Origin of the sequence: Streptomyces sp. NPDC001914, assembly GCF_042891215.1 — a bacterium.
Lineage (GTDB): Bacteria > Actinomycetota > Actinomycetes > Streptomycetales > Streptomycetaceae > Streptomyces.
This window is the reverse complement of sequence record NZ_JBIASW010000003.1, coordinates 229,903-254,318: the sequence shown is the minus strand read 5'-3', so window position 1 is coordinate 254,318 and position 24,416 is coordinate 229,903. Positions and strand designations below refer to the sequence as shown.

At 71.3% G+C, this 24,416-nt stretch carries 22 protein-coding genes and 1 pseudogene; 11 read left to right on the top strand and 12 right to left on the bottom strand.

The features are described 5' to 3' along the window. Window positions 1–65 precede the first annotated feature (65 nt). From ACFYYF_RS10410 to ACFYYF_RS10395, 4 genes are all read left to right on the top strand, one after another. Window positions 66–1,934 (top strand): ABC transporter transmembrane domain-containing protein, encoded by a 1,869-nt coding sequence (locus ACFYYF_RS10410; protein WP_388773461.1) that lies wholly within the window; start codon window positions 66–68, stop codon window positions 1,932–1,934. Beyond that, the gene (locus ACFYYF_RS10405) at window positions 1,931–3,895 is read left to right on the top strand and encodes an ABC transporter ATP-binding protein (protein WP_388773459.1); all 1,965 of its coding nucleotides are present in this window, start codon (window positions 1,931–1,933) and stop codon (window positions 3,893–3,895) included. Before ACFYYF_RS10410 ends, ACFYYF_RS10405 begins: the two co-directional genes overlap by 4 nt. 213 nt (window positions 3,896–4,108) lie before the next feature. Beyond that, window positions 4,109–4,579: a DUF5709 domain-containing protein gene (locus ACFYYF_RS10400; protein ID WP_365487485.1), complete on the top strand. Its 471-nt coding sequence runs from the start codon at window positions 4,109–4,111 to the stop codon at window positions 4,577–4,579. Window positions 4,580–4,699: 120 nt separating this feature from the next. Beyond that, on the top strand, window positions 4,700–4,975 hold the full coding sequence (locus ACFYYF_RS10395) for a type B 50S ribosomal protein L31 (RefSeq protein ID WP_361681049.1): 276 nt from the start codon (window positions 4,700–4,702) through the stop codon (window positions 4,973–4,975). Window positions 4,976–5,070: 95 nt separating this feature from the next. On the opposite strand, the gene ACFYYF_RS10390 is transcribed toward ACFYYF_RS10395, so the two are convergent. After that, window positions 5,071–5,865 (bottom strand): metal-dependent hydrolase, encoded by a 795-nt coding sequence (locus tag ACFYYF_RS10390; RefSeq protein WP_361681052.1) that lies wholly within the window; start codon window positions 5,863–5,865, stop codon window positions 5,071–5,073. A gap of 145 nt (window positions 5,866–6,010) precedes the next feature. Between ACFYYF_RS10390 and ACFYYF_RS10385 the strand changes: the two genes are divergently transcribed. Together ACFYYF_RS10385 and ACFYYF_RS10380 are read left to right on the top strand one after the other, a co-directional pair. Beyond that, window positions 6,011–8,524, top strand: coding sequence for a DEAD/DEAH box helicase (locus ACFYYF_RS10385; RefSeq protein WP_388773455.1), 2,514 nt, complete (start codon window positions 6,011–6,013; stop codon window positions 8,522–8,524). A gap of 19 nt (window positions 8,525–8,543) precedes the next feature. After that, window positions 8,544–9,410 carry an acyl-CoA thioesterase II gene (locus ACFYYF_RS10380; protein WP_361681057.1) on the top strand — a complete coding sequence of 289 codons (867 nt, stop codon included), beginning with the start codon at window positions 8,544–8,546 and terminating at the stop codon, window positions 9,408–9,410. 215 nt (window positions 9,411–9,625) lie between these two features. Here ACFYYF_RS10380 and ACFYYF_RS10375 read toward each other — a convergent pair. From ACFYYF_RS10375 to ACFYYF_RS10345, 7 genes and pseudogenes are all read right to left on the bottom strand, one after another. Next, window positions 9,626–10,501: pseudogene (locus tag ACFYYF_RS10375) on the bottom strand (DUF6397 family protein); the annotation flags it as partial. 127 nt (window positions 10,502–10,628) lie between these two features. Further along, complete coding sequence (locus ACFYYF_RS10370) at window positions 10,629–11,042, bottom strand: roadblock/LC7 domain-containing protein (RefSeq protein ID WP_388773453.1); 414 nt, start codon at window positions 11,040–11,042, stop codon at window positions 10,629–10,631. 200 nt (window positions 11,043–11,242) lie between these two features. Next, window positions 11,243–11,848, bottom strand: a complete 606-nt coding sequence (locus ACFYYF_RS10365; protein ID WP_388773451.1) for an ATP/GTP-binding protein — start codon at window positions 11,846–11,848, stop codon at window positions 11,243–11,245. Between the two features lie 193 nt (window positions 11,849–12,041). Beyond that, a complete protein-coding gene (locus ACFYYF_RS10360; RefSeq protein WP_388773448.1) occupies window positions 12,042–12,455 on the bottom strand; it encodes a DUF742 domain-containing protein in 414 nt (137 codons plus the stop codon). 19 nt (window positions 12,456–12,474) lie between these two features. Next, window positions 12,475–12,912, bottom strand: coding sequence for a roadblock/LC7 domain-containing protein (locus ACFYYF_RS10355; protein WP_361681069.1), 438 nt, complete (start codon window positions 12,910–12,912; stop codon window positions 12,475–12,477). Further along, entirely contained in the window at window positions 12,909–15,467 is a 2,559-nt protein-coding gene (locus ACFYYF_RS10350) for a nitrate- and nitrite sensing domain-containing protein (RefSeq protein WP_388773446.1), read from the bottom strand. Before ACFYYF_RS10350 ends, ACFYYF_RS10355 begins: the two co-directional genes overlap by 4 nt. Window positions 15,468–15,528: 61 nt before the next feature. Continuing rightward, complete coding sequence (locus ACFYYF_RS10345) at window positions 15,529–16,302, bottom strand: MHYT domain-containing protein (RefSeq protein WP_388773443.1); 774 nt, start codon at window positions 16,300–16,302, stop codon at window positions 15,529–15,531. A gap of 152 nt (window positions 16,303–16,454) precedes the next feature. On the opposite strand from ACFYYF_RS10345, the gene ACFYYF_RS10340 reads away from it, so the two are divergent. Beyond that, window positions 16,455–17,054 (top strand): class I SAM-dependent methyltransferase, encoded by a 600-nt coding sequence (locus ACFYYF_RS10340; RefSeq protein WP_388773440.1) that lies wholly within the window; start codon window positions 16,455–16,457, stop codon window positions 17,052–17,054. 80 nt (window positions 17,055–17,134) lie between these two features. Here ACFYYF_RS10340 and ACFYYF_RS10335 read toward each other — a convergent pair whose 3' ends face one another. After that, window positions 17,135–17,893, bottom strand: coding sequence for an alpha/beta fold hydrolase (locus tag ACFYYF_RS10335; protein WP_388773437.1), 759 nt, complete (start codon window positions 17,891–17,893; stop codon window positions 17,135–17,137). 109 nt (window positions 17,894–18,002) lie between these two features. Between ACFYYF_RS10335 and ACFYYF_RS10330 the strand changes: the two genes are divergently transcribed. The 3 genes from ACFYYF_RS10330 (at window position 18,003) to ACFYYF_RS10320 (ending at window position 19,980) form a co-directional block, all read left to right on the top strand. Further along, entirely contained in the window at window positions 18,003–18,536 is a 534-nt protein-coding gene (locus ACFYYF_RS10330) for a PadR family transcriptional regulator (RefSeq protein ID WP_388773434.1), read from the top strand. 118 nt (window positions 18,537–18,654) lie between these two features. Further along, on the top strand, window positions 18,655–18,978 hold the full coding sequence (locus tag ACFYYF_RS10325; RefSeq protein WP_361681195.1) for a hypothetical protein: 324 nt from the start codon (window positions 18,655–18,657) through the stop codon (window positions 18,976–18,978). A 117-nt stretch (window positions 18,979–19,095) separates the two neighbouring features. After that, window positions 19,096–19,980, top strand: coding sequence for a hypothetical protein (locus ACFYYF_RS10320; RefSeq protein WP_361681087.1), 885 nt, complete (start codon window positions 19,096–19,098; stop codon window positions 19,978–19,980). Between the two features lie 130 nt (window positions 19,981–20,110). On the opposite strand, the gene ACFYYF_RS10315 is transcribed toward ACFYYF_RS10320, so the two are convergent. Next, a complete protein-coding gene (locus tag ACFYYF_RS10315; RefSeq protein ID WP_103553378.1) occupies window positions 20,111–20,293 on the bottom strand; it encodes a hypothetical protein in 183 nt (60 codons plus the stop codon). Window positions 20,294–20,541: 248 nt separating this feature from the next. Between ACFYYF_RS10315 and ACFYYF_RS10310 the strand changes: the two genes are divergently transcribed. Continuing rightward, window positions 20,542–21,885 (top strand): esterase-like activity of phytase family protein, encoded by a 1,344-nt coding sequence (locus ACFYYF_RS10310; protein ID WP_388773431.1) that lies wholly within the window; start codon window positions 20,542–20,544, stop codon window positions 21,883–21,885. A gap of 64 nt (window positions 21,886–21,949) precedes the next feature. On the opposite strand, the gene ACFYYF_RS10305 is transcribed toward ACFYYF_RS10310, so the two are convergent. Next, window positions 21,950–22,552, bottom strand: coding sequence for a hypothetical protein (locus ACFYYF_RS10305; RefSeq protein WP_388773428.1), 603 nt, complete (start codon window positions 22,550–22,552; stop codon window positions 21,950–21,952). 570 nt (window positions 22,553–23,122) lie between these two features. After that, window positions 23,123–24,289 (bottom strand): xylose isomerase, encoded by a 1,167-nt coding sequence (gene xylA, locus ACFYYF_RS10300; protein ID WP_388773425.1) that lies wholly within the window; start codon window positions 24,287–24,289, stop codon window positions 23,123–23,125. Window positions 24,290–24,416: the final 127 nt, after the last annotated feature.

Here is a 24,416-nt window from a genome sequence, read left to right as displayed (position 1 = left end):
CCCCGGCCGGACGGCCGCCGACATCCGGAACACCCCCTTCGCCTGACACGAGCCACTGGGACGTCATGCAGATCCAAGACCTTCCGTATCCCGACCCGGGCGTGCCCGACGCGCGCTCAGGTCCCCGATTCCTGTGGTGGCTCGGGCGGAATCAGCTCGGCGGACAGCTCAAGGCCCTGGCCTGGGGTCTGCTCCACTTCCTGGCCGTGTCCGCGCTGCCGTTCTGCGTCGGTCTCGCCGTCCAGTCCGTCGTCGACGGCTCCGGCACCCGACTCGCCCTGACCGGCGCGCTGATGGTCGTGTGCGGCGCGGGCATCGCCGTCGGCGAACTCATGCTGCACCGCACCGCGGTCACCAACTGGATCACCGCCGCCGCGCGCGTCCAGCAGCTGCTGGCCCGCCGGACCGCGCTGCTGGGCTCCGCGCTGACGCGGCGCGTCGCGGCAGGCGAGGTGGTCGCCGTCTCCACCGGCGACGTCGAGAAGATCGGCTGGTTCGTCGAGGGCGTGTCCCGGTTCTCCGCCGCCGCGGTGACGGTCGTCGTGGTCTGCGTGGCCCTGGTGGTCTACCAGCCGGCCCTGGGTGTGATCGTCGCCGTGGGCGTACCCGTGCTGGCGGTGGCCGTCCTGCCGCTGCTGCCCCGCGCCACCCGGCGTGCCGACTTCCAGCGGGAGAAGGCGGGGCGCGCCACCGAGCTGGCCGCCGACACCGTAGCGGGCCTGCGGGTGCTGCGCGGCATCGGCGGCGAGGAACTGTTCCTCGACCGCTACCGCCGCGCCTCCCAGGAGGTGCGCCGGGCCGCCGTGCGCAGCGCGCGCATGTGGTCGGTGATCTCGGCGATCCAGGTGCTGCTACCCGGTCTGCTGATGATCGCCGTCGTCTGGCGCGGTGTGGAGCTCGCCCGGCACGGCCGGATCGAGGTCGGCGAACTGGTCACCGTCTACAGCGCCGTCATGCTGCTCACCTACCCTCTGAGGCACTTCGAAGAGATCGCCATGGCCTACTCCTTCTCGCGTCCGTCGGCGAGGCGAGCGGCCCGGGTGCTGTCCCTGGAACGGGCCATCGACAGCGGCGGCTCCCGCGCGGCGGAGGTGCCGGGCGGCGACCTGTACGACCCGGTGACCGGTCTGCTCGCCCCCGCCGGCCGCTTCACGGCCGTGGTGTGCGGGGACCCGGACGCGGCGGGACTGCTGGCCGAGCGGCTGGGCGGCCACCCCTCCGGACACGGCGACGAGGGCGATGCCGAGGCCGGGCCGAAGAACACGTCGGTGGTCCTCGGGGGCGTGCCGCTGGACGAGCTGCCCCTGGAGAGCGCCCGCACCGCCGTCCTCGTCCAGGACAAGGACCCGGTCCTGCTGTCGGGCACCCTGCGCGAGCTGCTCGACGTGCCCGCGTCGGGTCTCGTGAGCGCCGAGGCTGCCCTGTCCGCGGCCCAGTGCGGAGACGTGCTGGACGCGCTCGCCCAGGGCTCGCTCGACACCCGGGATCCGATGGACGCGCGCGTCACGGAACGCGGCCGCTCCCTGTCCGGGGGCCAGCGCCAGCGGCTCGCACTGGCCCGGTCCCTGATCACGGACCCGGAGGTACTGGTCCTGGACGAGCCGACGTCCGCGGTCGACTCGCACACCGAGGCCCGGATCGCCGACGGAGTGCGCTCCCTGCGCACCGGGCGCACGACCGTGGTCTTCACCTCCTCACCACTGCTCCTGGACCACGCGGACCGGGTCGTCCTGGTCCACGAGGGCGAGGTCGTCGCGGTCGGTGTGCACCGCGAACTGGTGCACGGCGAACCGCGGTACCGGGCCGTGGTGACCCGCGAGACCGAGGAGGAGGCCGCGGCCGACACCGCGAACCGGACCGCTCTCGTCGCGGTGACGGCGGACGACGAAGCCGTTCTGGACGGCGTACTGGAAGAGATCGAGGAGACCGCATGATCGGCGTGGCGCCACCTGCGTACGACCCGGCCGCCCCGACGACGGCGAACACCTTGCCCGTCGGCGCGCCCGCGACCGTACGCGCCTACGTGACCGAGCTGTTCCGAAGGAACCGCAGGCCATTCCTGCTCCTGGTCGCCGTCAACACCGTGGCCGTCGTGGCCTCGATGGCCGGGCCCTATCTGCTGGGCTCGCTCGTCGAACGCGTCTCGGACCACGCGCGCGACCTCCATCTGGAGGCCACCGCGGCCCTCTTCGTCGTCGCGCTCGTCGTCCAGGCCGTTTTCGTCCGGCAGGTACGGCTGCGCGGCGCCATGCTCGGCGAACGGATGCTGGCCGATCTGCGCGAGGACTTCCTCGTACGGTCGGTCGGCCTGCCGCCCGGTGTCCTGGAACGGGCCGGGACGGGCGACCTGCTGTCCCGCATCACCACCGACATCGACCGGCTCGCCAACGCGATGCGCGAGGCCGTCCCGCAACTCGCCATCGGCGTGGTCTGGGCGGCACTGCTCCTGGGCGGACTCGCCGTGACCGCCCCCGTGCTCGCGCCCGCCGTCCTGGTGGCCGTTCCGGTCCTGGTGCTGGGCTGCCGCTGGTACTTCAAGCGGGCGCCCGCCGCCTACCGCTCGGAGGCGGCCGGCTACGCCGCCGTAGCCGCCGTCCTCGCCGAGACGGTCGACGCCGGGCGGACCGTCGAGGCCCACCGTCTGAGCGGGAGCCGCATCGAGCTCTCGGACCGCCGGGTCCGGGAATGGACGGCATGGGAGCGGTACACGCTCTGGCTGCGCTCGGTTCTCTTCCCCGTCGTCAACATCACCCATGTGACGGTGCTCTGCTCGGTCCTGATGATCGGCGGGTGGCTCGCCCTCCAGGGCTGGATCGGGGTGGGTCAGCTCACCACGGGTGCGCTGATCGCTCAGATGCTCGTCGACCCGGTGGGCCTGATCCTGCGCTGGTACGACGAGCTGCAGGTCGCCCAGGTCTCGCTGGCGCGGCTGGTCGGTGTCCGGGACATCGAGCCGGAGGCGGGTGACCCGGCTGTGAAGCCCGAGGGACGCGACGTCCACGCCGACCGGGTCCACTTCGGCTACCGCGCGGGAGTGGACGTGCTCCGGGAGGTCTCCCTGGCGGTGCCGCCCGGCACCCGGCTGGCCCTGGTCGGCCCGTCCGGCGCCGGGAAGTCCACCCTGGGCAGGCTGCTCGCCGGGATCTACGCGCCCCGGGACGGCAGGATCACCCTCGGCGGCGCCGAGCTGTCCCGGATGCCGGCGGAGGAGGTCCGGGCGCACGTTGCCCTGGTCAACCAGGAGCACCATGTGTTCGTGGGCTCCCTGCGCGACAACCTGCTGCTCGCCGTGCCCCAGGCCTTGCAGCACCAGAACGAAGAGCAAGATCAGGAGCAGGGGCAGGCACAGGGGCATCGGGTTCCTGCTCCGGCAGCGAGTGACGCTGCGGTTGAGGAGCCGGCTGGGGCTGAGGCTCGGGCTCTGGCCGCGGGCGGGGCTCCGACCGATGGTCCGGGCGATGCTCCGGCCGAAGACACCGCCTCCGTCGACGCCAAGCTCTGGGCGGCTCTCGGCGCGGTCGACGCGGCCGGCTGGGCGCGGGCGCTGGACGACGGTCTGGACACCGAGGTCGGCTCGGGCGGGTTCGCGCTCACGCCGGCCCAGGCCCAGCAGATCGCGCTGGCCCGGCTGGTCCTGGCCGACCCGCACACCCTGGTCCTGGACGAAGCGACCTCCCTCCTGGACCCGCGAGCCGCCCGTCATCTGGAACGCTCGCTGGCCCGCGTCCTCGACGGCCGCACCGTGGTCGCCATCGCCCACCGCCTCCACACCGCCCATGACGCGGACGTCATCGCCGTCGTCGAGAACGGACGCATCAGCGAGCTGGGCAGCCACGACCAACTGGTCGCTGCGGACGGCGCGTACGCGGCCCTGTGGAGGTCCTGGCACGGGTGAGCCGGGTACCCGATCGGTGCCCGCGGTGCTACTGGTCGGCCCCTGTGGCGTTGCGCGGTGCCGAAGGGGGGTGGAAGGCTGGATGTGGGCACCCGCTCGGGGGACTCCCGGGAACCAACCGGTTCGCGGGGTGCGACGCCTGTGTCCTCGGGTCCGCGCGCCCGCCGTCGAACACGGCGGCTCCGGTCCCGTCCGCACCCCCTGGAGGTACCCGTGGACAGCGCCGACGGATGGGGAGACGACGTCTACCAGCCCGACGGATCCGAGGTACAGGACGACGCGGGCCTGCTCGACGCCGAGGACACGCTGGTCACGGACGGTGTGAGTGACCCCCTGGACCGCGGCTGGTCGCCGCCGGACCGGCCGTGGGCGGTGGAGCACCGCGGGGTGACCGCCGCGGAACGCCGTGCGGGCGAGACCCTGGACCAGCGCCTCGCGGACGAGCTGCCCGACATCGCCGGATCCGACGGCGATGGCATCGGGGACTGCGAGGGCACCGACGGAGAGCCCATCGACAACGAGGTGGGCGCCCTGCGCTCGGGGCGTCTGGTGGCCCCGAACGAAGGCGCGCACGAGGACGAGGAGAGCGGGCTCATCGCCACGGACATCGGCATCGACGGCGCCGCCGCCTCGGCGGAGGAGGCCGCGATGCACATCGTCGACGAGGACTCCGTGTCCGGCTGACCCGTAGGTCTCCCGTGCCGGTGGGTACGCCTCCCGCTCCGGCGGGCTTGCCCATCCCTTCGGGCGGCACGCCTCGCTCTCCCGCCGGCACGCCTCCCGCTTCCTTTCCAAGGAGTCGCCATGCAGCAGGACAAGCAGCCCGACTACCGCCCCGTGGTGTTCCGCGACCGCGCCGCCGGCTACGCCTTCCTCACGCGCTCCACCGCCACGAGCGACCGGACCATCGACTGGGACGACGGCGAGACCTACCCGGTCGTGGACGTCGAGATCTCCTCGGAGAGCCACCCCTTCTACACCGGCAAGGCGCGCACGGTGGACTCCGAGGGCCGCATCGCCCAGTTCGAGCGGCGTTTCGGCGGCGGAGAGCAGGCGTCCGGCGCCGGCGAAGGCGGCTGACAACACCGGGCACCCCGCCCTGAGCCACGGGCACGGGCAGAGCCGCGGAGGGGCCGCGCGACGCTGGTGCGGCCCCTGCCCGGGAGGCGCCGGACTCAGATGAAGTTCAGCGCGGCCGCACAGCCCACGGCACCCAGCAGCATGAACACCGGCGTCAGCACCTTGAGCTCGACCCAGCTGCCCGCGCGGAACCGCATCGCCTTGGGCGGGCCTATCGGGTACCAGCGCTTGCGGCCGACCGGGATGGGCCACAGGATCGGGCAGCCGGAGACCGTCAGCGCGTCCCCGATGTCGTGCACGAGGGCGCCGAGGATGATCGGCAGTCCGAGCCACAGGTACTCCTGGCCCGGCGCCGAGAAGAGCCAGTCCGCGCCGTTGCCGGGCTTGTCCAGGGTCTGCGCGAGGATCCACGAGCTCGTCGCGGCGAGCAGCCAGACCAGGACGTTGCTGCTCGAACCGCGTGCGGCGCGCCACAGCAGACCCTCGATGGCCAGCACCATGTGCACGAAGAGGATCCCGAGGACCGCCCAGCGACCGCAGGTGATCGCCAGCACCGCCGTGCCCGATCCGATCGCCACCGCCCACACCCAGGTGTGCGTCAGTGTCCGGTGCCCGCCGCTGCGCCGGGGGTCGCCCGGCTTCCGGGTCCCCTTGTAGGCGGCGTAGGAGAGCTTGTCGACGATCTCGCACAGCCTGCGTGACACGGGTCCGAAGGCGTTCGAGATGGTGGCGGCCTTGTGGTCCAGGTCCGGGGCGAGTGCGGCGCCCGCGCAGATCAGGGCGCCGACGAGCAGGACCGGCCAGGGCATGGAATGGCCGGCCGCGGCGGCCGCCGCTCCGACGCCGAGCCAGGCCGCTGCCCCCGACAGTGAGTGTGCTGGTCCCATCATGGCCGTTCCCCGCCCCATTTCTCTTGTGACGCTGTCCAGTTGCCCGTGCACGCTGACGCGTCACCGGCGCCACAGCGTAGCGGTCGTGATCTTCCCGCGAACATCCGATTCCCCCATCACGTGTATCGACAGGCAAGATGGGGGCGTGACCCTTATCGATCAGCTCCCGCAGACCACAGACCCCGACGCCCTCTACGAAGCCTTCGAGTCGTGGGCCGGGGAACGCGGTCTCACCCTCTACCCCCACCAGGAGGAGGCGCTGATCGAGGTTGTCTCGGGTGCGAACGTGATCGTCTCGACGCCGACCGGCTCGGGCAAGAGCATGATCGCCGCGGGCGCGCACTTCGCCGCGCTCGCCCGGGACGAGGTCACCTTCTACACGGCACCGATCAAGGCGCTCGTCTCGGAGAAGTTCTTCGAGCTCTGCAAGATCTTCGGCACCGAGAACGTCGGCATGCTCACCGGCGACGCCTCCGTGAACGCCGACGCCCCGGTCATCTGCTGCACCGCCGAGGTCCTCGCGTCCATCGCCCTGCGGGACGGCAAGGACGCCGACGTCGGTCAGGTCGTCATGGACGAGTTCCACTTCTACGCCGAGGGCGACCGGGGCTGGGCCTGGCAGATCCCGATCCTGGAGCTTCCGCAGGCACAGTTCATCCTGATGTCGGCGACGCTCGGCGACGTCTCGATGTTCGAGAAGGACCTCACGCGCCGCACCGGCCGCCCCACAGCTGTGGTCCGGTCGGCCACCCGGCCCGTTCCGCTCTCCTACGAGTACGTGCTCACTCCCCTGACGGAGACGCTCACCGAACTGCTCGCCACGAAGCAGGCTCCGGTCTACATCGTGCACTTCACCCAGGCGCAGGCCGTGGAGCGCGCACAGGCGCTGATGAGCATCAACATGTGCACGCGTGAGGAGAAGGACCAGATCGCCGAGCTCATCGGCAACTTCCGGTTCACCACCAAGTTCGGCCGCAATCTCTCCCGGTACGTACGCCACGGCATCGGTGTGCACCACGCCGGCATGCTGCCCAAGTACCGGCGGCTGGTGGAGAAGCTGGCCCAGGCCGGTCTCCTGAAGGTCATCTGCGGCACGGACACGCTGGGTGTGGGCGTCAACGTCCCCATCCGCACCGTGCTGTTCACCGCGCTGACGAAGTACGACGGGACGCGGGTGCGCACGCTGCGCGCCCGTGAGTTCCACCAGATCGCCGGCCGGGCCGGACGCGCGGGCTTCGACACGGCGGGCTACGTCGTCGCTCAGGCGCCGGAGCACGTCATCGAGAACGAGAAGTCCCTCGCCAAGGCGGGCGACGACCCGAAGAAGCGCCGCAAGGTGGTGCGCAAGAAGGCTCCCGAGGGCTTCGTGGGCTGGACGGACAGCACCTTCGAGAAGCTGATCGCCTCCGACCCCGAGCCGCTGACCTCGCGCTTCCGCGTGACGCACACGATGCTGCTCTCGGTGATCGCACGGCCCGGCAACGCCTTCGACGCGATGCGGCACCTGCTGGAGGACAACCACGAGCCGCGCAAGCAGCAGCTGCGGCACATTCGCCGGGCCATCGCGATCTACCGCTCGCTCCTGGACGGCGGCATCGTGGAGAAGCTCGACGAGCCGGACCCGACGGGCCGCATCGTGCGGCTGACCGTCGATCTCCAGCAGGACTTCGCGCTCAACCAGCCGCTGTCGACGTTCGCGCTCGCCGCCTTCGACCTGCTGGACCCCGAGTCCCCTTCGTACGCCCTGGACATGGTGTCCGTCGTGGAGTCCACGCTGGACGAACCCCGGCAGATCCTCGCGGCCCAGCAGAACAAGGCCCGTGGCGAGGCCGTGGCCGCGATGAAGTCCGACGGCGTCGAGTACGAGGAGCGCATGGAGCGGCTCCAGGACGTGACGTACCCCAAGCCGCTGGAGGAACTGCTCTTCCACGCGTACAACACCTACCGCAAGAGCCACCCGTGGGTCGGCGACCACCCGCTGTCGCCGAAGTCCGTCATCCGTGACATGTACGAACGGGCGATGTCCTTCACGGAGTTCGTGTCCTTCTACGAGCTCGCCCGCACCGAGGGCATCGTCCTGCGCTACCTGGCCAGCGCCTACAAGGCCCTGGAGCACACCGTCCCGGACGACCTCAAGTCCGAGGACCTGGAGGACCTGATCGCCTGGCTGGGCGAGCTGGTGCGCCAGGTCGACTCCAGCCTGCTCGACGAGTGGGAACAACTCGCCAACCCCGAGGTGATGACGGCCGAGGAGGCCCAGGAGAAGGCCGACCAGGTCAAGCCGGTCACCTCGAACGCCCGGGCCTTCCGTGTCCTCGTGCGCAACGCGATGTTCCGCAGGGTCGAGCTGGCCGCCCTGGACAACGTCGACGAACTCGGCGAGATGGACGGCGAGTCCGGCTGGGACGCCGACGCCTGGGGCGAGGCGATGGACAAGTACTGGGACGAGCACGAGGACCTCGGCACCGGCCCCGACGCCCGTGGCCCCAAGCTGCTCTCGATCGTGGAGGAGCCGGGGAACGGTCTGTGGCGCGTCCGTCAGACGTTCGCGGACCCGAACGGCGACCACGACTGGGGGATCAGCGCGGAGGTCGACCTCACGGCCTCGGACGCCGAGGGCCGTGCCGTCGTCAAGGTCACCGATGTCGGACAGCTCTGAGTACGGGAGAACTCCACCGATGACGAACCCGGCCGAGAGGCTCGTCGACCTGCTCGACCTGGAGCAGATCGAGGTCAACATCTTCCGCGGCCGCAGCCCGCAGGAGTCGCTGCAGCGTGTCTTCGGCGGCCAGGTGGCGGGCCAGGCGCTGGTCGCCGCCGGCCGCACCACCGAGGGCGACCGGCCGGTGCACTCGTTGCACGCGTACTTCCTGCGTCCGGGCCGGCCGGGCGTCCCGATCGTGTACCAGGTCGAACGGGTGCGGGACGGGCGGTCGTTCACCACGCGCCGCGTCACGGCCGTGCAGCAGGGCCGCACGATCTTCAATCTGACCGCCTCCTTTCACAAGCCCGAGGAAGGGAGCTTCGAGCACCAGCTGCCGCCGGCCCGCGAGGTGCCGGACCCGGAGTCCCTGCCGACGGTGACGCAGGAGATCAAGGAGCATCTGGGCGCTCTGCCCGAAACGCTGGAGCGCATGGCGCGGCGCCAGCCGTTCGACATCCGCTATGTGGACCGGCTGCGCTGGACGTCCGAGGAGGTCAAGGGCGCCGAGCCGCGCAGTGCGGTGTGGATGCGTGCCGTGGGGCCGCTGGGCGACGACCCGCTCGTCCACACCTGCGCTCTGACCTACGCGAGCGACATGACGCTCCTGGACGCCGTCCGTATCCCGGTGGAGCCGCTGTGGGGCCCGCGCGGCTTCGACATGGCGTCGCTGGACCACGCCATGTGGTTCCACCGGCCGTTCCGCGCGGACGAGTGGTTCCTGTACGACCAGGAGTCGCCGATCGCGACGGGTGGGCGTGGTCTGGCCCGCGGGCGCATCTACGACCTCGAAGGTCGCCTGCTCGTCTCGGTCGTGCAGGAGGGACTGTTCAGAGCCCTGTAGGCGGACTCGTCCGGGCTCCTGCGGCGCAGCCATGCGAGCAGCCTCCGCGACCGCGCGGACTCGGGCACCGGAAGCCGGGCGGCCGCGGCGCCCGGACACTGCCGCCCAGCGCGCGGGGAACCGGCGGGTGAGATCCCGGCGGCCGGCCGTGGAGCCGCGGTCGGCCGACGTCCCGACGACGCGGGCGCCGGGATCGGGGCCGGGACGGTCAAGGCGGCGGATGCCGGGGCATCCGATGCTGGAACGGCAGGTGCCGGGACAACCGGTGCCGGGACAACCGGGGCAACCGGTGCCGGGACAGCCGTGACGTCCGGTGTCGGGCGGGGCGCGGGGCGCACCTCCCTGGCTTCCATGACGCTCTGCCCCAAGTCGGCCCTCAGCCAGCCGATCTCGTCCGCGTGGTCCGCCGTCGTGATGCGTTCGGTGATCCGGGCGCCGGGCGAGTCCGGCGCGGGTCGTGAAACAGGCGTGGGCAGAAGGCGGTTGAGATGGGCGCGCTCGTAGGGATCCGCGACGATCTCGGCCACATGGACGGGATCGAGCAGGGACGCGACCGCCGCGGCCCGGGCCCAGGGATCCTCGGTCTGCCGCAGCAGGAACCCCAGGTGACGGCCACGCCAATTGCGCGGACGGAGGTCCAGGCCTTCGCCCAACTGGCCCCGGAGCCCTTCCGGTGTGCGGCCGCTCAGCAGCGGCGCGTTCTGCTCGCCGGCTGCGAACTGCCGTAGCTCTTCGGCCAGATAGAGCCAGACGACCACCCGATAGCGGTTCAGATAAAACTTGACGGGCACCACGAGTCCCAGACGGGCGAGGCGTGTGAACCGGGCGGTCGTCACGCCGACGAGGGCAGCGCCCTCCGTGGTGCCGACGGTCTTCACCCGCTCGCGCAGCGTCTCCGGGAACCCGGATTCGGCTCGCACACGGTCGATCTCCGCGCGTGCGATCCGGCGTCCTCCGCCTCCCTCGTCGGGAACCGAGCGCACACAGCCGAGATGCAGGGCGAGGTCGAACTCGCCTCGCTTGAGCTCCAGTTCCCGTGCGGCCCGGCTCAGCGAGACGGTGGCGGACTGTGTGATGGTGGTCGCGGACATGACGGTCTCCCCTGTGGTGTGGGAGGCTCGCGCCGGTGTGCGTTCGCCTCGGGAAAAACCGTATCCGGCTTGTCGGACATCGTGGCGAGCCTGTGGAAAACCTCAGACACGGCGACGTATCAGCAGGTCAGAACTCTGAAGCGGGTTTGCCATCCGGTCGCCTGGCGTCCACGCGAAGGTGTTCGCCGACGCGGTTCACCAGCAGCGTCATCTCGTAGGCGACCTGCCCGATGTCCGCCTCCGCCCCGCTGAGGACGGACAGACAACTGCCCGTGCCCGCCGCGGTGACGAAGAGGACGGCTTCGTCGAACTCGACCATCGTCTGCCGTACCTGCCCGGCGCCGAAATGGCGTCCGGAGCCCTTGGCCAGGCTGTGCAGTCCCGACGACACAGCGGCGAGGTGTTCGGCGTCCTCGCGTCGCAGTCCCGTGCTCGCGCCCGTCACCAGCCCGTCGTTGGACAGCACCAGCGCATGCCGAACGTGCTCGACGCGCTGGGTGAGGTCGTCCAGCAACCAGCCGAGTCCCGTGTTCTGTTCCATGTTCCGGTCTCCCCGTGTGCCGCTCCCCCTGGCCGGAGGATTCGACCAGCAAGCCTTCCCCACCACCGCCGTCCGGGCAAGGAGGACGGGTGGCATGGCAGAGAAGATGGCCGACGAGCAGGCGCTAGCGGGCGAATCGTGGCGAAACCCCGCGATCGCGACCTGACTCCGTGCGGTGGGACGTGACGACGGACGCGCCCTCAGCCGACGGATTCGAGCAGCCGGGCGGTGTACACCCTGCCCGCATATTCCACCAGCCGGATCAGCACCTCCTTTCCGGAGTCGCGGTCACGGGCGTCGCACAGGACCACCGGTGTACCCGGGTCGAGGTCGAGGGCGCGGGAGACGTCCTGGGTCCCGAACGTGCGAGCGCCCGGGAAGCAGTTGACGGCCACCACGAAGGGAATCCGGCGGTGCTCGAAGTAGTCCACGGCCGGGAAGCAGTCCTCGAGCCGCCGGGTGTCGGCGAGGACTACGGCGCCCAGTGCGCCCGTCGACAGTTCGTCCCACAGGAACCAGAACCGGTCCTGGCCGGGGGTTCCGAAGAGATAGAGCGAGAGCCCGGCACGGATGGTGATGCGTCCGAAGTCCATGGCCACCGTGGTGGTGATTTTCTGGGCCACGCCGTCGGTCTCGTCGACCGAACGACCGGCCTCGCTCAGCAGTTCCTCGGTGCGCAGCGGCCGGATCTCGCTGACCGCGCCCACCAGGGTGGTCTTCCCGACGCCGAACCCGCCGGCGACCAATATCTTCAGCGCCATCGCGGACGGGTCGCCACCCGTGGCGTCGGAGTTCTCGGAGACCATGGATCACTTCTCTCGGGAGTGCCCGCGACGGCCGGCGTCGGCACGTCTGTACGGGCGAACGAAGCCAGAATCATGACAACTACGGTCCGGCCGGGCGGGGTTGGACAACAGATTGCTCCTCGCGACCGGAATACGCCCGTTACGTGCCCAGGAGTGAGCGTGAACGGCCGCGGCGCCGACCGATATGGATCGCCTAGAGCGCCCTCAGTCCCTCGATCACCTCGCGGAGGATTCGCTCGTCGGGCAGGTGCGCGGGGGGTACCGGGCGGTTGACGGTGACCCAGCCGCGCTCCAGGAGGTCGCCCAGGAGCACCCTGACCACGCCCACGGGAAGTCCGGTGCCCGCGGCCAGTTCGGCGACCGACTGTGTCTCGGCACGGCACAGGTCGATCAGGGTCCGGTGCTCCGGGCCGAGGGAGGTGTCCTCATCGGCTCCCGGCACGGCCCTGTCGAGGGTGACCAGGGCGATGAGATCGAAGTGCGTCCCGGCCGGACCGGCTGTGGTGCGGCCGCCGGTCACGGCGTAGGGGCGGACGAGCGGGCCCGCCTCCTGGTCGTACCACTGGCTGCCCGGCCATGCCGGGGTGTCCGGCGCGTCCTCGGTCATCTGTGCGGGCCGTCCTCGGTCAACCTGCCGCGGGCGGCTGCGCGCCGACCCGGGGCGGGGCGTGGAGATGCTCACCGACACGCTTGACCAGGAGCGCCATCTCGTACGCCACCAGGCCGATGTCGGCGGTGACGGTGGTCAGCACGGCGAGGCACGAGCCGTCGCCCGCGGCGGCCACGAACAGGAAGCCCTCGTCCATCTCGACCATCGTCTGGCGCACGCCGCCCGCGCCGAAGTGGCGGCCCGCTCCCTTGGCCAGGCTGTGGAAGCCGGAGGCGACGGCCGCGAGGTGTTCGGCGTCCTCGCGCCGCAGCGCGGTGGACGCGCCCACCGCCAGTCCGTCGTTCGACAGCACCACGGCATGCCGCACTTCGGTCACGCGCAGCACCATGTCGTCCAGCAGCCAGTCGAGTTCACCTGACCGCTGGACGCTGTCCGTGCCCGGGTCCTGGATCATGAGAGGTCTCCTTCACTGCTGTCGGTGCCCGCTGCGGGGCCTGGAGTTCCGCCGACACCCGGGGACCGGCCGCCCCCGCGTGTCCACCCGGCCCGGTACGCGGTCATGCGCGCCCGTACGAGTTCGGGTGTGCGCTCGTCCTCCGACGACGGCGCCGGCGGTTGCGCGGGCTCGTCGGAACGCTCTTCGCGCAATTGGGGGGCCAGGTTCGCCTGACGCACCCTGCGGGGGAGTCCGCCGGAGCCGTCGGAGTCCTCCTCGGACCGTCGCGGCCGGAGCGGCGCCACGTCCGAAAGAGCGCTCTCCCTCGTCCCGTTCGACCGGTGCGGCGTTCCCGGTGATCCGTTCGTGTGCTCCTCGGACGCCCTCGGCCGCGGCGGGACCAGCGCGGGCCGCTCGACGACGGCCTCGACGGCGTCGGGTCGCGGAGCGAGCGGTACGCGCGCGTACTCCCTTTCCGGCGGACGGTCCGTGTCGGCCTCATGGAGGGAACGTTCCGTCGGACCGTCCTGCAGCAGTGCCGTCGGCAGCAGCACGACCGCGGTCGTGCCTCCGTAGGGAGAGGGCTGAAGGTGCACCTTGACGCCGTGGCGGGCCGAGAGCCGGCTGACCACGAAGAGGCCCAGCCGGTCGCTGTCGTACAGGTCGAGGGCTTCGGACCGCTCGATACGCAGGTTGGCCTCGGCGATCCGATCCTTGCCCATGCCCAGTCCGCGGTCCTCGACCTCGATCGCGTAACCGTTGGCGACCGGCTCGCCGGTGATCCGCACGCGGGTGTGCGGGGGCGAGAACTGGGCGGCGTTCTCGACCAGTTCCGCCAGGAGATGGGTGAGGTCGGCGACCGCTCCGCCGACGACCGCGGCCTCGGGAAGCTGCCTCACCTCCACGCGCGCGTAGTCCTCGACCTCGGAGACCGCCGCCCTGACCACGTTCGCGAGCGAGACGGGCCTGCGCCACGCCCGTCCGGGCGCGGCTCCGGACAGGATGATGAGGCTCTCCGCGTGACGCCGCATCCGCGTGGTGAGGTGGTCGAGGCGGAACAGGTCGCTCAGCTCGTCCGGATCGTCGGACCTGCGCTCCATGGCGTCCAGGAGGTTCAGCTGGCGGTGCACGAGGACCTGGCTGCGCCGGGCCAGGTTGACGAAGACCCCGGAGATGCCGTCGGCCAGTTCCGCCCGTTCGACCGCGGCACGCAGGGCGGCCCGGTGCACGGTGTTCAGCGCCTGGGCGACCTGCCCGGTCTCGTCCTCCGACGGCCGTCCCGGCGGTGCCTCGTCGTCGACGTCCACCGGTTCGCCCGCGCGCAGCCTGCGCATGGCTTCCGGGAGCTTTCGCCGGGCGAGGTCCAGGGCGCCGTCGCGCAGTCCGACCAGTTCGACGACGAGGTCGCGTCCGATGCGTACGGAGATGATCAGCGAGGCGATGACGGCGGCGAGGCCGAAGAGGACCGCGGCGCCGGCAGGGGTGACCAGGGCGCGCCCGAGCGGGTCGGCCGCGTCGTCCGCGGAGACGCGGCCCGCGTCGGTCTCGACCGTACGCATTCCGTCGCTGACCCGCTCGTGAGCGATGCTCCAGGCGGCCTCCGGCGCGGCGGCGAGGGCCTTGGGCCCGGGGCGCGAGAGGAGCACCTTGTCCTCGGCGGCGCGCACGTCGTCGTACGCGCTGCCTTCCATGAGGTCGTTCCAAGCGGTCCGTGCGGGACCGTCGAGGTCCGGCGTGGCGGCGTCCGTGAGGGTGCGGCGCGTGTCCACGGCTCCTGTGAACAGCCGCAGCCGCTCCCCGTCGAGTGTCCCGGCGAGCCGGGCGCCCGCGAGCACGGCGTCCTCCTGGGCGAGTGCCTCGCCCGCCCGGGAGAACTCCAGGAGGACGCGTGCGTCCGTGCGCATGGCCGGGCCGGAGATGCCGGTGAGCGCGCCTTCGACGCCGAACGCCGTCGCGATGGTCCTGGTGTACTCGCCGTACGCCTCCTCCCATCCCGTACGGCGCTCCAGTACGCCGGTGCGCAGCGCCTTCAGTCGCTCCGCGTCGGCGACGAAGGCGGCGAGGCGCGTGGTGACTCCTGCGGGCAGGTCCGCGCCGTCGGCGACGGTGTTGTGGTCTCCCAGGCGGAGCTTGGCCACGGCACGGTCGGTGAGTCGTGAGAGGTCCTGGAAGTCGCTCCGCGATGCCGCGGCGGGGTCGGTCGCGTGGCGGACGGCTTCCGCCCGTTCGGCCTGGAGTGCGGCGACCGCGGCGCCGACGGGGGCGCGGACCGTCGAATCGACGCGTTGCGACTGGCGCAGCCGTGCGACGTCCTGTGCCGTGCTCACGGTGGCGTAGGCCCACAGGGCGAGCAAGGAGACGATGGGCACCATCAGCAGGCAGACGATCTTGGCCCGGACGGTTCGGGGCCGGATGCGCCACCCTCCCGTGCGTGTGAGCGCTTCGGACGACGGGCCGGTGAGGAGGTCGCCGACATCCCCCTCGTCCGCCGGTGGGCCCGCGTGCGCGCGACGGCCGCGCCGCGGGGGCGCCGACTGGGCGCCTGCTGTGGTGGTTCTGCGGGGTGTACGCATGGCCTCCTCGATCGGAGAGGTTCGGGGCGTGCCGTCCGGACCGCGCGAATGCGGCACGACGTCAGCGGGCGGCGCCCTCGGCGGGCCGCGGGGCCGTCGGGGACGCTTCGGCCCGGCCTGACATCGGGGACAGCGCGACGAAGGCCGCCGTCAGGAAGAGGTAGGAGCCGAGGCCGACGGCCAGGGGGAAGATGAACTGCATCGCCGTGGCGCCCGACAGCGCGTCGCCCGAGGGGCTGACCCGTACGCTCACGGCGCTCATTCCGGTGTAGTGCATGCTGCTCACCGCTCCGCCCATGACGAGGGAGGCGACGGCGACCGCCACGGGAGACCTGATGGTGAGCGCGGCCCACAGGGCGGCGGTCGCCGCGATCACGCCGATCACGACGGAAAGGGCGACGAGTGCCGGATCGTAACTCACCCGGCCGTGCAGCCGCAGTGCCGCCATGCCCAGATAGTGCATGCTCGCGACGCCCAGCCCGGCCGTGAGGCCGCCGAGCACGAGTGCGCGACGCGGTTCACGGCCGTAGGCGACGGTGAAGAGGCCCGCGCCGACGACGGTCATGGCGATCACCAGGCTGAAGATCGTCAGAGGCACGTTGTAGCGGATCTCCGTGCCGGTGACACCGAAGCCCAGCATCGCCACGAAGTGCATCGTCCAGATGCCCGTGCCGATCGCGGAAGCCGCCGTGAGCAGCCAGTTGCGGCGCGACCGGCCGGTGGCGTCGAGTCCGCGGACCGTGCAGCGCAGCCCGAGCGCGGACCCTGTGCAGGCCATCGCGTACGACAGTACGGGGGTCAGCCAGCCGAAGGCGGCGTGGTCCAGATGTCCCATGGTCCCGGGACGCTAGTGCGCGCTGGGGCGCACGACTGGGGCGCATTTCGAAAGCTGTTGCAAACTGACGAAGAGGTGCACCCGAGCGATCGTCTCGGGCTCGAACGTGTGCACCGCGCCGTCCTTCGTGTCGGTGGGAGATCATGCGGCACATGAGTGACGACCACACACACGTCCAGGAGTTCTTCGGCGCGCGTGCCGCCGGCTGGGACAGCCGTTTCCCCGATGACGGGCCCGCCTACGCGGACGCGGTCGCACGTATGCGCCTCCGCGCGGGCGACCGCGTGCTCGACGCGGGCTGCGGCACCGGGCGCGCCCTGCCCCCGCTGCGAGAGGCCGTGGGCGGCACCGGGATGGTTGTCGGAGCGGATCTGACTCCGGCCATGCTGGAGGCGGCGGTCCGGGCCGGACGGGACCGGGAGGGACGGCTGCTGCTGGCCGATGTGACCGCACTGCCGCTGCGTACCGAGTCGCTGGACGCGGTGTTCGCGGCCGGGCTCGTCGCCCACCTGCCGAACCCGGCCTCGAATCTGGTGGAGTTGGCGCGGGTGGTACGGCCCGGCGGCACGCTCGCCCTCTTCCACCCGATCGGCCGGGCCGCGCTCGCGGCCCGCCAGGGACGGCGGATCACCCCGGACGACCTGCGCGCCGAGCACAACCTGGCCCCTCTGCTGGCCGGTGCGGGCTGGAACATGACCTCGTACGTGGACGAGGACGCCCGATTCCTCGCACTCGCCGTCCGCGAAGGGTGACCGTCGGCGTTCCGACTCGACGGGGGTGAGCGCCGGCCTTTCGCCGTAGGTGAGAAGCGGCCGGATGCGGTGATCGGCCGTCAGGCCGTACCGGCGACGGCCGCTGCGAACGCGTCGGGGTTGTCGAACATGATGTTGTGTCCGGCACCCGGAACGTTCACGACACGCACCCCGGCCGCCTCCAGGCCGTCGGCGCCCGGGAGTTCGCCACTGAGCTCGCCCTGAAGGTACAGGCGTTCCGTTGTCAGGCCTACGAGCATCTGACGCATCGTCGGAGTGGTTCCCCGGGCGAGTCCTGTCGCCGTGCGGTGCAGGGCGCGGGGGTCGGCCAGACGCATGGTCGCGGCCCAGAGGGGGCCGACCTTTTCGAGCACGCGCGCGTGGCCGCCGTTCTCGACATAGTCGTCCTCCTCATAGGAGGCGATTCCGCTGCTGCCCGCCGTGGTCGGAGGCCGTGGATCGAGGTTGGCCTCCACGAGGACGAGCCGCGAGACGAGTTCGGGGCGGCGATGGGCGAGCACGATGGCGACCGATCCGCCCATGCTGTGCGCGACGAGTTCCGCCCCTGCGACATGCGCCGCGTCGAGGACCGCCGCCAGAGCGGAGGCGTGGTCCTCCAGTGTGTAACCGAAGTCCGCGGGCCGGTCACTGATGCCGTGGCCCGGCAGGTCGACGAACAGGGTGCGGCGGCCCGCCGGTTCGGGCCGGGCCGCGATGTGGGCGTTGTAGACCGTCGAGACCGATCCCAGGCCGTGCACGTACACGCGCGCGGGTCCACCACCCTCCGTCTCCGTCCAGCGGATCATGCTTCCCCTGCCGTCGAACTCCGCCTGCCGCACAGCGCTCTCCCCTGTCGTCGGTCCTTCGTTTCCCACAGCCCGAGGAGCATACATCGGTTCCGATGTATTGCTGGATCGATGTACAGCGTCAGTGCGACAGAATGGGGACATGCTGGAGCTGGCCATCCTCGGATTTCTGTACGACGCCCCGTTGCACGGCTACGAGCTGCGCAAGCGGATCACCGCGCTGACGGGACATGTGAAGCCGGTGGCGGAGAGCACGCTCTATCCCGCGATCAAGCGACTGGAGAACGCGCGACTCCTGGAACGGGCCACACAGCCCGGGTCGGTCGCCGCCCCTCGTCACGTCCTGACACTCACCGAAGAGGGCGGGCGCGAGCTGCGCCGCCGGCTCGCGGAGCCGGCGCGACGGGACATCACCGACGAGAACCGCTGGTTCGCGGTGCTCGCCTTCCTCAGACACCTGCCGGACCCCGGGGCACAGGCCGCCGTGCTGCGCCGCAGGCTGGCCTTCCTGGAGGAGCCCGCGAGCTTCTTCTACGACGGTGACCGGCCGCTCCGGGCCGAGGAGCTGGACGACCCCTTCCGGCGCGGCATCCTGACCATCGCGCGGGCCACCAGCCAGGCGGAACTGACCTGGCTGCGGACCACCCTCGACTCCCTCGACGCGGCGGGCGACTGACGCGAGATCCGGCTTAACCGGGTCGCCCCCCTTCTGCCGCCGCAACTCCATCTCTACGTTGAGTAGCAGCAACCGCACGATCGGCGATCACGCAGGGGATGGTGACCGGATGTCCAGCATGTTCGGCAGGCTCCGCTCGATCGGACGCAGGACCACATCCGAGGGGACCGAGGGGCGCGCGCGGGAGACGGCCGGGAAAGAGAGAAAGCGCACATACAACCTGTTCGAGGCGGCCGCGGTGTACGTGGCGGCGTGCGCGGAGGACGACCAGGAGCGGATCGACGAGGCGGCCGCCTGGGTGTCGCCGGAAGCCCTGTCGTTCGGGGTCAACGAGCTGGCCTGCCGGGCTGTTGTCGCTCTCGCCCGCGAACGTGACGAGTCGCCGCAGGCGGTCGCCCGCGCCCTGCTCGGACTGCCCGCGGCCTCACCTTCGGGCTCGTGAGGGCGTTTCGCCCCTGTCCAGCCGGATAGCTGCAGCTCCGCACGGGTTTCGGGCTCGTGACAAGCGCCTTCCCGTCGCTTAGGGTGCGCCGACAGATGGAGCGATCGGGAGGCTGGAATGGCCGGGACGGACGAAGACGCCGTCGCCACCGGGGACGACGACGCGCTGTATGTGCTGACGGCGGTGCTGCTGACGCCGGCGAAGTTCCCCAGCGTGCTCGGTGACGACTACCCGGAGGCCTGCGCGACGCTCGACCTCGCGCCGCTCGCGGAGGGGTACGGGCTGGTGCTGGGCCAGGACGGGGAGGGTGCCCGCTGGACCGTCGTCATCGACGACGTCTCCCTGGTCGCCGTCGCCATCGCGTCCTGGGACTGCGGGATGGAGCACGAGCTGTCGCCGGACGAGAGGACGGTCGTCGCCGCGCTGCCCGGCTGGCCTCTCGAGGTCGCGGTCTCGGCCCCCGGGGTGCCGGCTCCGCACGATCCGTCGGACGACCTGACGGAGCGGCCGCCGCTCAGCCCGCCGGACACCACCGCCTGGGGACCCGCCCAGCGACGTCTCGGCGCCGACGAGATCGCGCTCCAGTGGGCCATGTGGCGCGATCAGATCGACGACAGCGAGTTCGCACCCTCGGAGGGTGCCGACGGCGCCCCTGGCGATGCCGAGGACGCTCAGGGCGCTCAGGACTCGCAGAACGACGACGAGAAGCAGGGCACGGCCGTCAAGAGCCTGAACCGCGCCGGGATCCGTCGCGTTCTCGCCGAGGCCCGCTCGTACGTGGACACACCGCCCCCGCTGGGCCGTGTCCGCTCGTCCTTCGCCACCGGCGACGCGCGCACCCTGCGCGCCGACGGTCCCGGCTGGTCGCTCGTCGCCAGGACCGACGACATCGCCTTCGTCCTGCTCGACGACGAACCCGGCGAGGTCCTGCCCATCGGCCGCGGGCCGGAACTGCCCGGCCTCCTGGAAGCCCTGGACAAGATGGCGGTCCGCCCGAGCTGAACGGCCGCGTCACGCGGACTCGCGGCGACGCGACGCCCGCCCCCGCGTCCGTCGCGCCGGTTCCTCCGCTCACCGTCCGCGGTGAGCGGAGGGGCGCCCGACGCGCGGCTCGCCGTCGGGCGGTCACTCCTCAGCGGCCGAGCTCCTTGCGGGTGACACGGCGCAGCCTGCGCCGCTGCGAGGGGTCCAGCGCCAGATACGCGGCCGCCGGAACTCCCAGCACGATCAGGAAGGCGGCCCACCAGGGCAGCCAGATCCACAGAATCAGGCCGACCGCCACACCTCCTGCGGCGATCTTCGCGTTCTTCGACATGTGTCGCCTCCTCCGCGGCTGCTGCCGCTCTCTGTCCTGAGAACGGGTCCCCGCGCCCCACGGTTCCTGACCGCGACCCTGATCCGCCCCTGACCCTTGTCCCCTACCCAACCCTGAGACCGCCTTCGCGACCCGCGAGGGAGACCCGACGACTTTCTGACGCACGGCGTTCACCCTCACGTCGCGAACCGTTCGATGCCGGGGCCAACTCTGGCCGCTGTCAACGAACTTGTTACTCAGGAGGCCTGATGTCCGCGCATGTCGCCGGCAAGCAGCACACTCACCGCTCCGTCGCCCTGGGCGTGCCGCTCGCCGTGCTGGCCGCCTTCGTGTCGGTCGGCACCGCGGACGCGACGTCCGGACCGGCGCAACCGCGCGTGACGCACACCGCGACTCTCGGGGACATCCCGCTCGGCCCGTTCAGCAACGCGCTGCTGCCCGGCACGGTGGACGACGACCGTGGTGTCGATCTCGGCGGCATCGGCAGCGACATCTACCCGACCGGCCGCAAGGGCGAGTTCTGGACGGTCACCGACCGGGGCCCCAACGGCCAGATCAAGGTCGACGGCACCAAGCGGCGGACGTTCCCGGTTCCGGGTTTCGACCCGGCGATCGTGAAGATCCGGGTGTGCGGTGACACCGTGAAGGTGGTCGACTCGATCCCGATCACCACGTCCTCCGGGAAGCCGGTCACCGGCCTGCCCAACCAGGCCGGACGCGACGAGGCGCCGTATACCTACAACGCGAAGACCTCCCTCCCGTACGACGCGAACGGCCTGGACACCGAGGGCATCGTGCGGGCGAAGGACGGCTCCTTCTGGCTCGCCGACGAGTACAGCCCGTCGCTGGTCCACGTCTCCGCGCGCGGGAAGGTCATCGCGCGCTATGTCCCCAAGGGCCTGAAGCTGACCGGTGCGGACTACCCGGTCGTCGAGACACTGCCCGCCGTTCTGCTCCACCGCAAGACCAACCGCGGTCTCGAAGGGCTCGCCCTGCTCCCCGACGGTGATCTGGTGATGGCGTTGCAGAGCCCCCTCTCGCTGCCGGACGCGGCCGCGGGTGACGCCTCGCGCACCACGCGGCTGCTGCGCTTCTCCCCCAGGAAGCAGGCCGTGACCGCCGAGTACGCGTACCGCTTCGACCCGGTCGACGTGGTCGACCCGGGCGAGGACGACACCTCCGAGCTGAAGATCTCCTCCGTGGTGGCCGTCGGCGGCGACCGGCTGCTCGTGGAGGAGCGCACCGACAAGGCGGCCCGTCTGCAGTCGGTGCGGCTCACGCGGAGCGCGAACATCCTCGGGGGCCCGTACGACAGCGACACCACGTCTCCCTCGCTCGAGCAGCTGGACGACCCGGCGTCGGCCGGCGTTCCGGTGCTCGCGAAGCGTCTGGTCGTCGACCTCGGTACCGTCGCCGGGGTGCCCGGCAAGATCGAGGGTGTCGCGCGCGTGGATCACGACACCGTCGCGCTCATCAACGACAACGACTTCGGGATGACGGACGGGACGGGTGCCTTCGACGCGGAGGGGCGGCTCGTGGACAGCGGGGTCGAGACGACCGTCACCTACGTGCGGCTCCCGCGCGGGATCTGATCCCGGACACCTCGCAGCGGCACGCGTGCGTGGGCGACGTACGGCAGCCACGCACGCGTGCCGCTCACTTCAGCGGCCCGGTGAGTTTGTGGGCGCCCTTGCCGACCTCCGCGGCCAGGCTGCACGCGACCTTGTCGATGCCGGTCTCGTAGCTTCCGGTGTCCGGGTACTGCACGAGAGTCTGGCGCACGGTGCCGGCCGTCTGGTTCGCCGCCTTTCGCTCCAGCGGAGCCTTGCACAGCGCGGAGGCGGCCTTCTTGAGGGCCGCCTCCGTCGTGTACGTGCCGTTGAGCTCGGTGACCGTCACGACCTCGGCGTCGTGCGGCCGGGTGCACGCGCGCTTGGAGGCCTGCCCAGGCTGGGCGTCGTCCGTGTCGAAACAGTCGCCCTTCCGGAGCGAGTAGTAGGGCACCTCGTCGTCCGCGAGGGACGGGAAGAGGGACCGCAGGTCGCTGGGTACCAGCCCGGTGGGCAGGTCCGAGGGCAGCGACGGCACGACGCTCGGCAGGCTCGACGGGAGCGACGGAAATCCCGACGGAAGGCTCAGCGAGGGACCCGGCGACCGCCCTGTGCTGCCGGTGCTCCCGGCGGGTGACTTCTTGCCGTCACCTCCGCCGCCCATGGCCGCCACGGCCACGGCGACGATGACGGCGACCCCGACGATCACCGCGACGACGAGGAGCAGGCTGTTGCGACGCCTCCCTCCGCGGTGGCCGCCGGGCCCGGGGGGTGGTCCCGGCGGAGGTCCGGGGGGCGGAGGCGGCGGCCATCCACCGCCGCTCCGCCCGGGCGGCATGCCGCCCCCTTGCGCCGGCGAGCCGTAGTCGCCGGAAGGCGGGCCGTCGCCTCCCGGAGGTGGACCGAAACCGTCCGGAGGCGGACCGAAGCCGCCCGGTGGAGGGCCGTAACCGCCGGACGGCGGAGGACCGTAGCCACCCGACGACGGCGGACCGTACCCCCCGGACGACGGAGGACCGTAGCCACCCGAACGCGGATTTTGGGCATCACCCCCAAAAGGGCGTGTGTCTCCCTGCGACCGTGGCGGCTGAGGCGGTTCGGGCGGCATGGCCATACCGTCAAGAGTCGCCTCGAATCCGGTCACCGCGCGACCCTTGTGCGGAAGTTGATACGGACTCATGCCATGGATCGCATGATTCCTGTACTTTCCCCACGAAGATCAGCCACAACGGCGGACGGACCCGCCGGGTGTGGGTCCGTCCCCTCTGGAGCGGTCCGGTCAGCCGCGCGCGCCCAGGAGGTGGTCCATCGCGAGCTGGTCGAGCTGCTCGAAGGCCATGCCACGCGCGGCCGCGGCCTCGACGTCGAAGTCCTCGAAGGCGGCACGGTCGGCGAGCAGACCCGCGAGGCCGTCCTCGGCGGTGGGCTGCGCGAGCTCGTGCAGACGCGAGGTGCGCAGGGCCGCCTGGACCTCGGGGTCGGCACGGAACGCCGCCGCGCGCTCGCGCAGGATCAGGTAGTTGCGCATGCAGCCCTCGGCCGACGCCCAGACGCCGTCGAAGTCCTCGGTCCGCGGCGGCTTGAAGTCGAAGTGCTTCGGGCCCGCGTAACCGGCGCTCTCCAGGAGGTCGACCAGCCAGAAGGCGGACCGCAGATCGCCGGCGCCGAAGCGCAGGTCCTGGTCGTACTTGATGCCCGACTGGCCGTTGAGGTCGATGTGGAAGAGCTTGCCCGCCCACAGTGCCTGCGCGATGCCGTGCGGGAAGTTGAGTCCGGCCATCTGCTCGTGACCGACCTCGGGGTTGACGCCGTACAGCTCCGGACGCTCCAGGCGCTCGATGAAGGCGAGGGCGTGGCCGACGGTGGGGAGCAGGATGTCGCCGCGGGGCTCGTTCGGCTTGGGCTCGATCGCGAACTTCAGGTCGTAACCCTGCGAGGTCACGTACTCGCCGAGGAGGTCGAACGCCTCCTTCATGCGGTCGAGGGCGACGCGCACGTCCTTGGCAGCGCCGGACTCGGCTCCCTCGCGGCCACCCCAGGCGACGTAGGTCTCGGCACCGAGCTCGACCGCCAGGTCGATGTTCCGGACGGTCTTGCGCAGCGCGTAGCGGCGCACGTCACGGTCGTTCGCGGTGAACGCGCCGTCCTTGAAGACGGGGTGCGTGAACAGGTTGGTGGTGGCCATCGGCACCTTGAGGCCGGTGGCGTCCAGGGTCTGCCTGAACCGCTTGATGTGCGACTCGCGCTCGCTGTCCGAGGACCCGAAGGGGATCAGGTCGTCGTCGTGGAAGGTCACTCCGTAGGCGCCGAGCTCGGCCAGACGCTGTACGGACTCGACCGGGTCCAGGGCGCGCCGGGTGGCGTCGCCGAACGGGTCCCGTCCCTGCCAGCCGACGGTCCACAGGCCGAAGGTGAACCTGTCCTCGGGGGTGGGCTGGTAGTTCATGCCGCGGCTCCTTGCTAGCTCCGACTATTTCGTCATGGCGGTTTACAAATTAGTATGCGGACGCACCTCTGGGAAGAGACGAAGTAGGAAACCTGGTCACATCGGTCCGGGGACGAACCGTGGGATC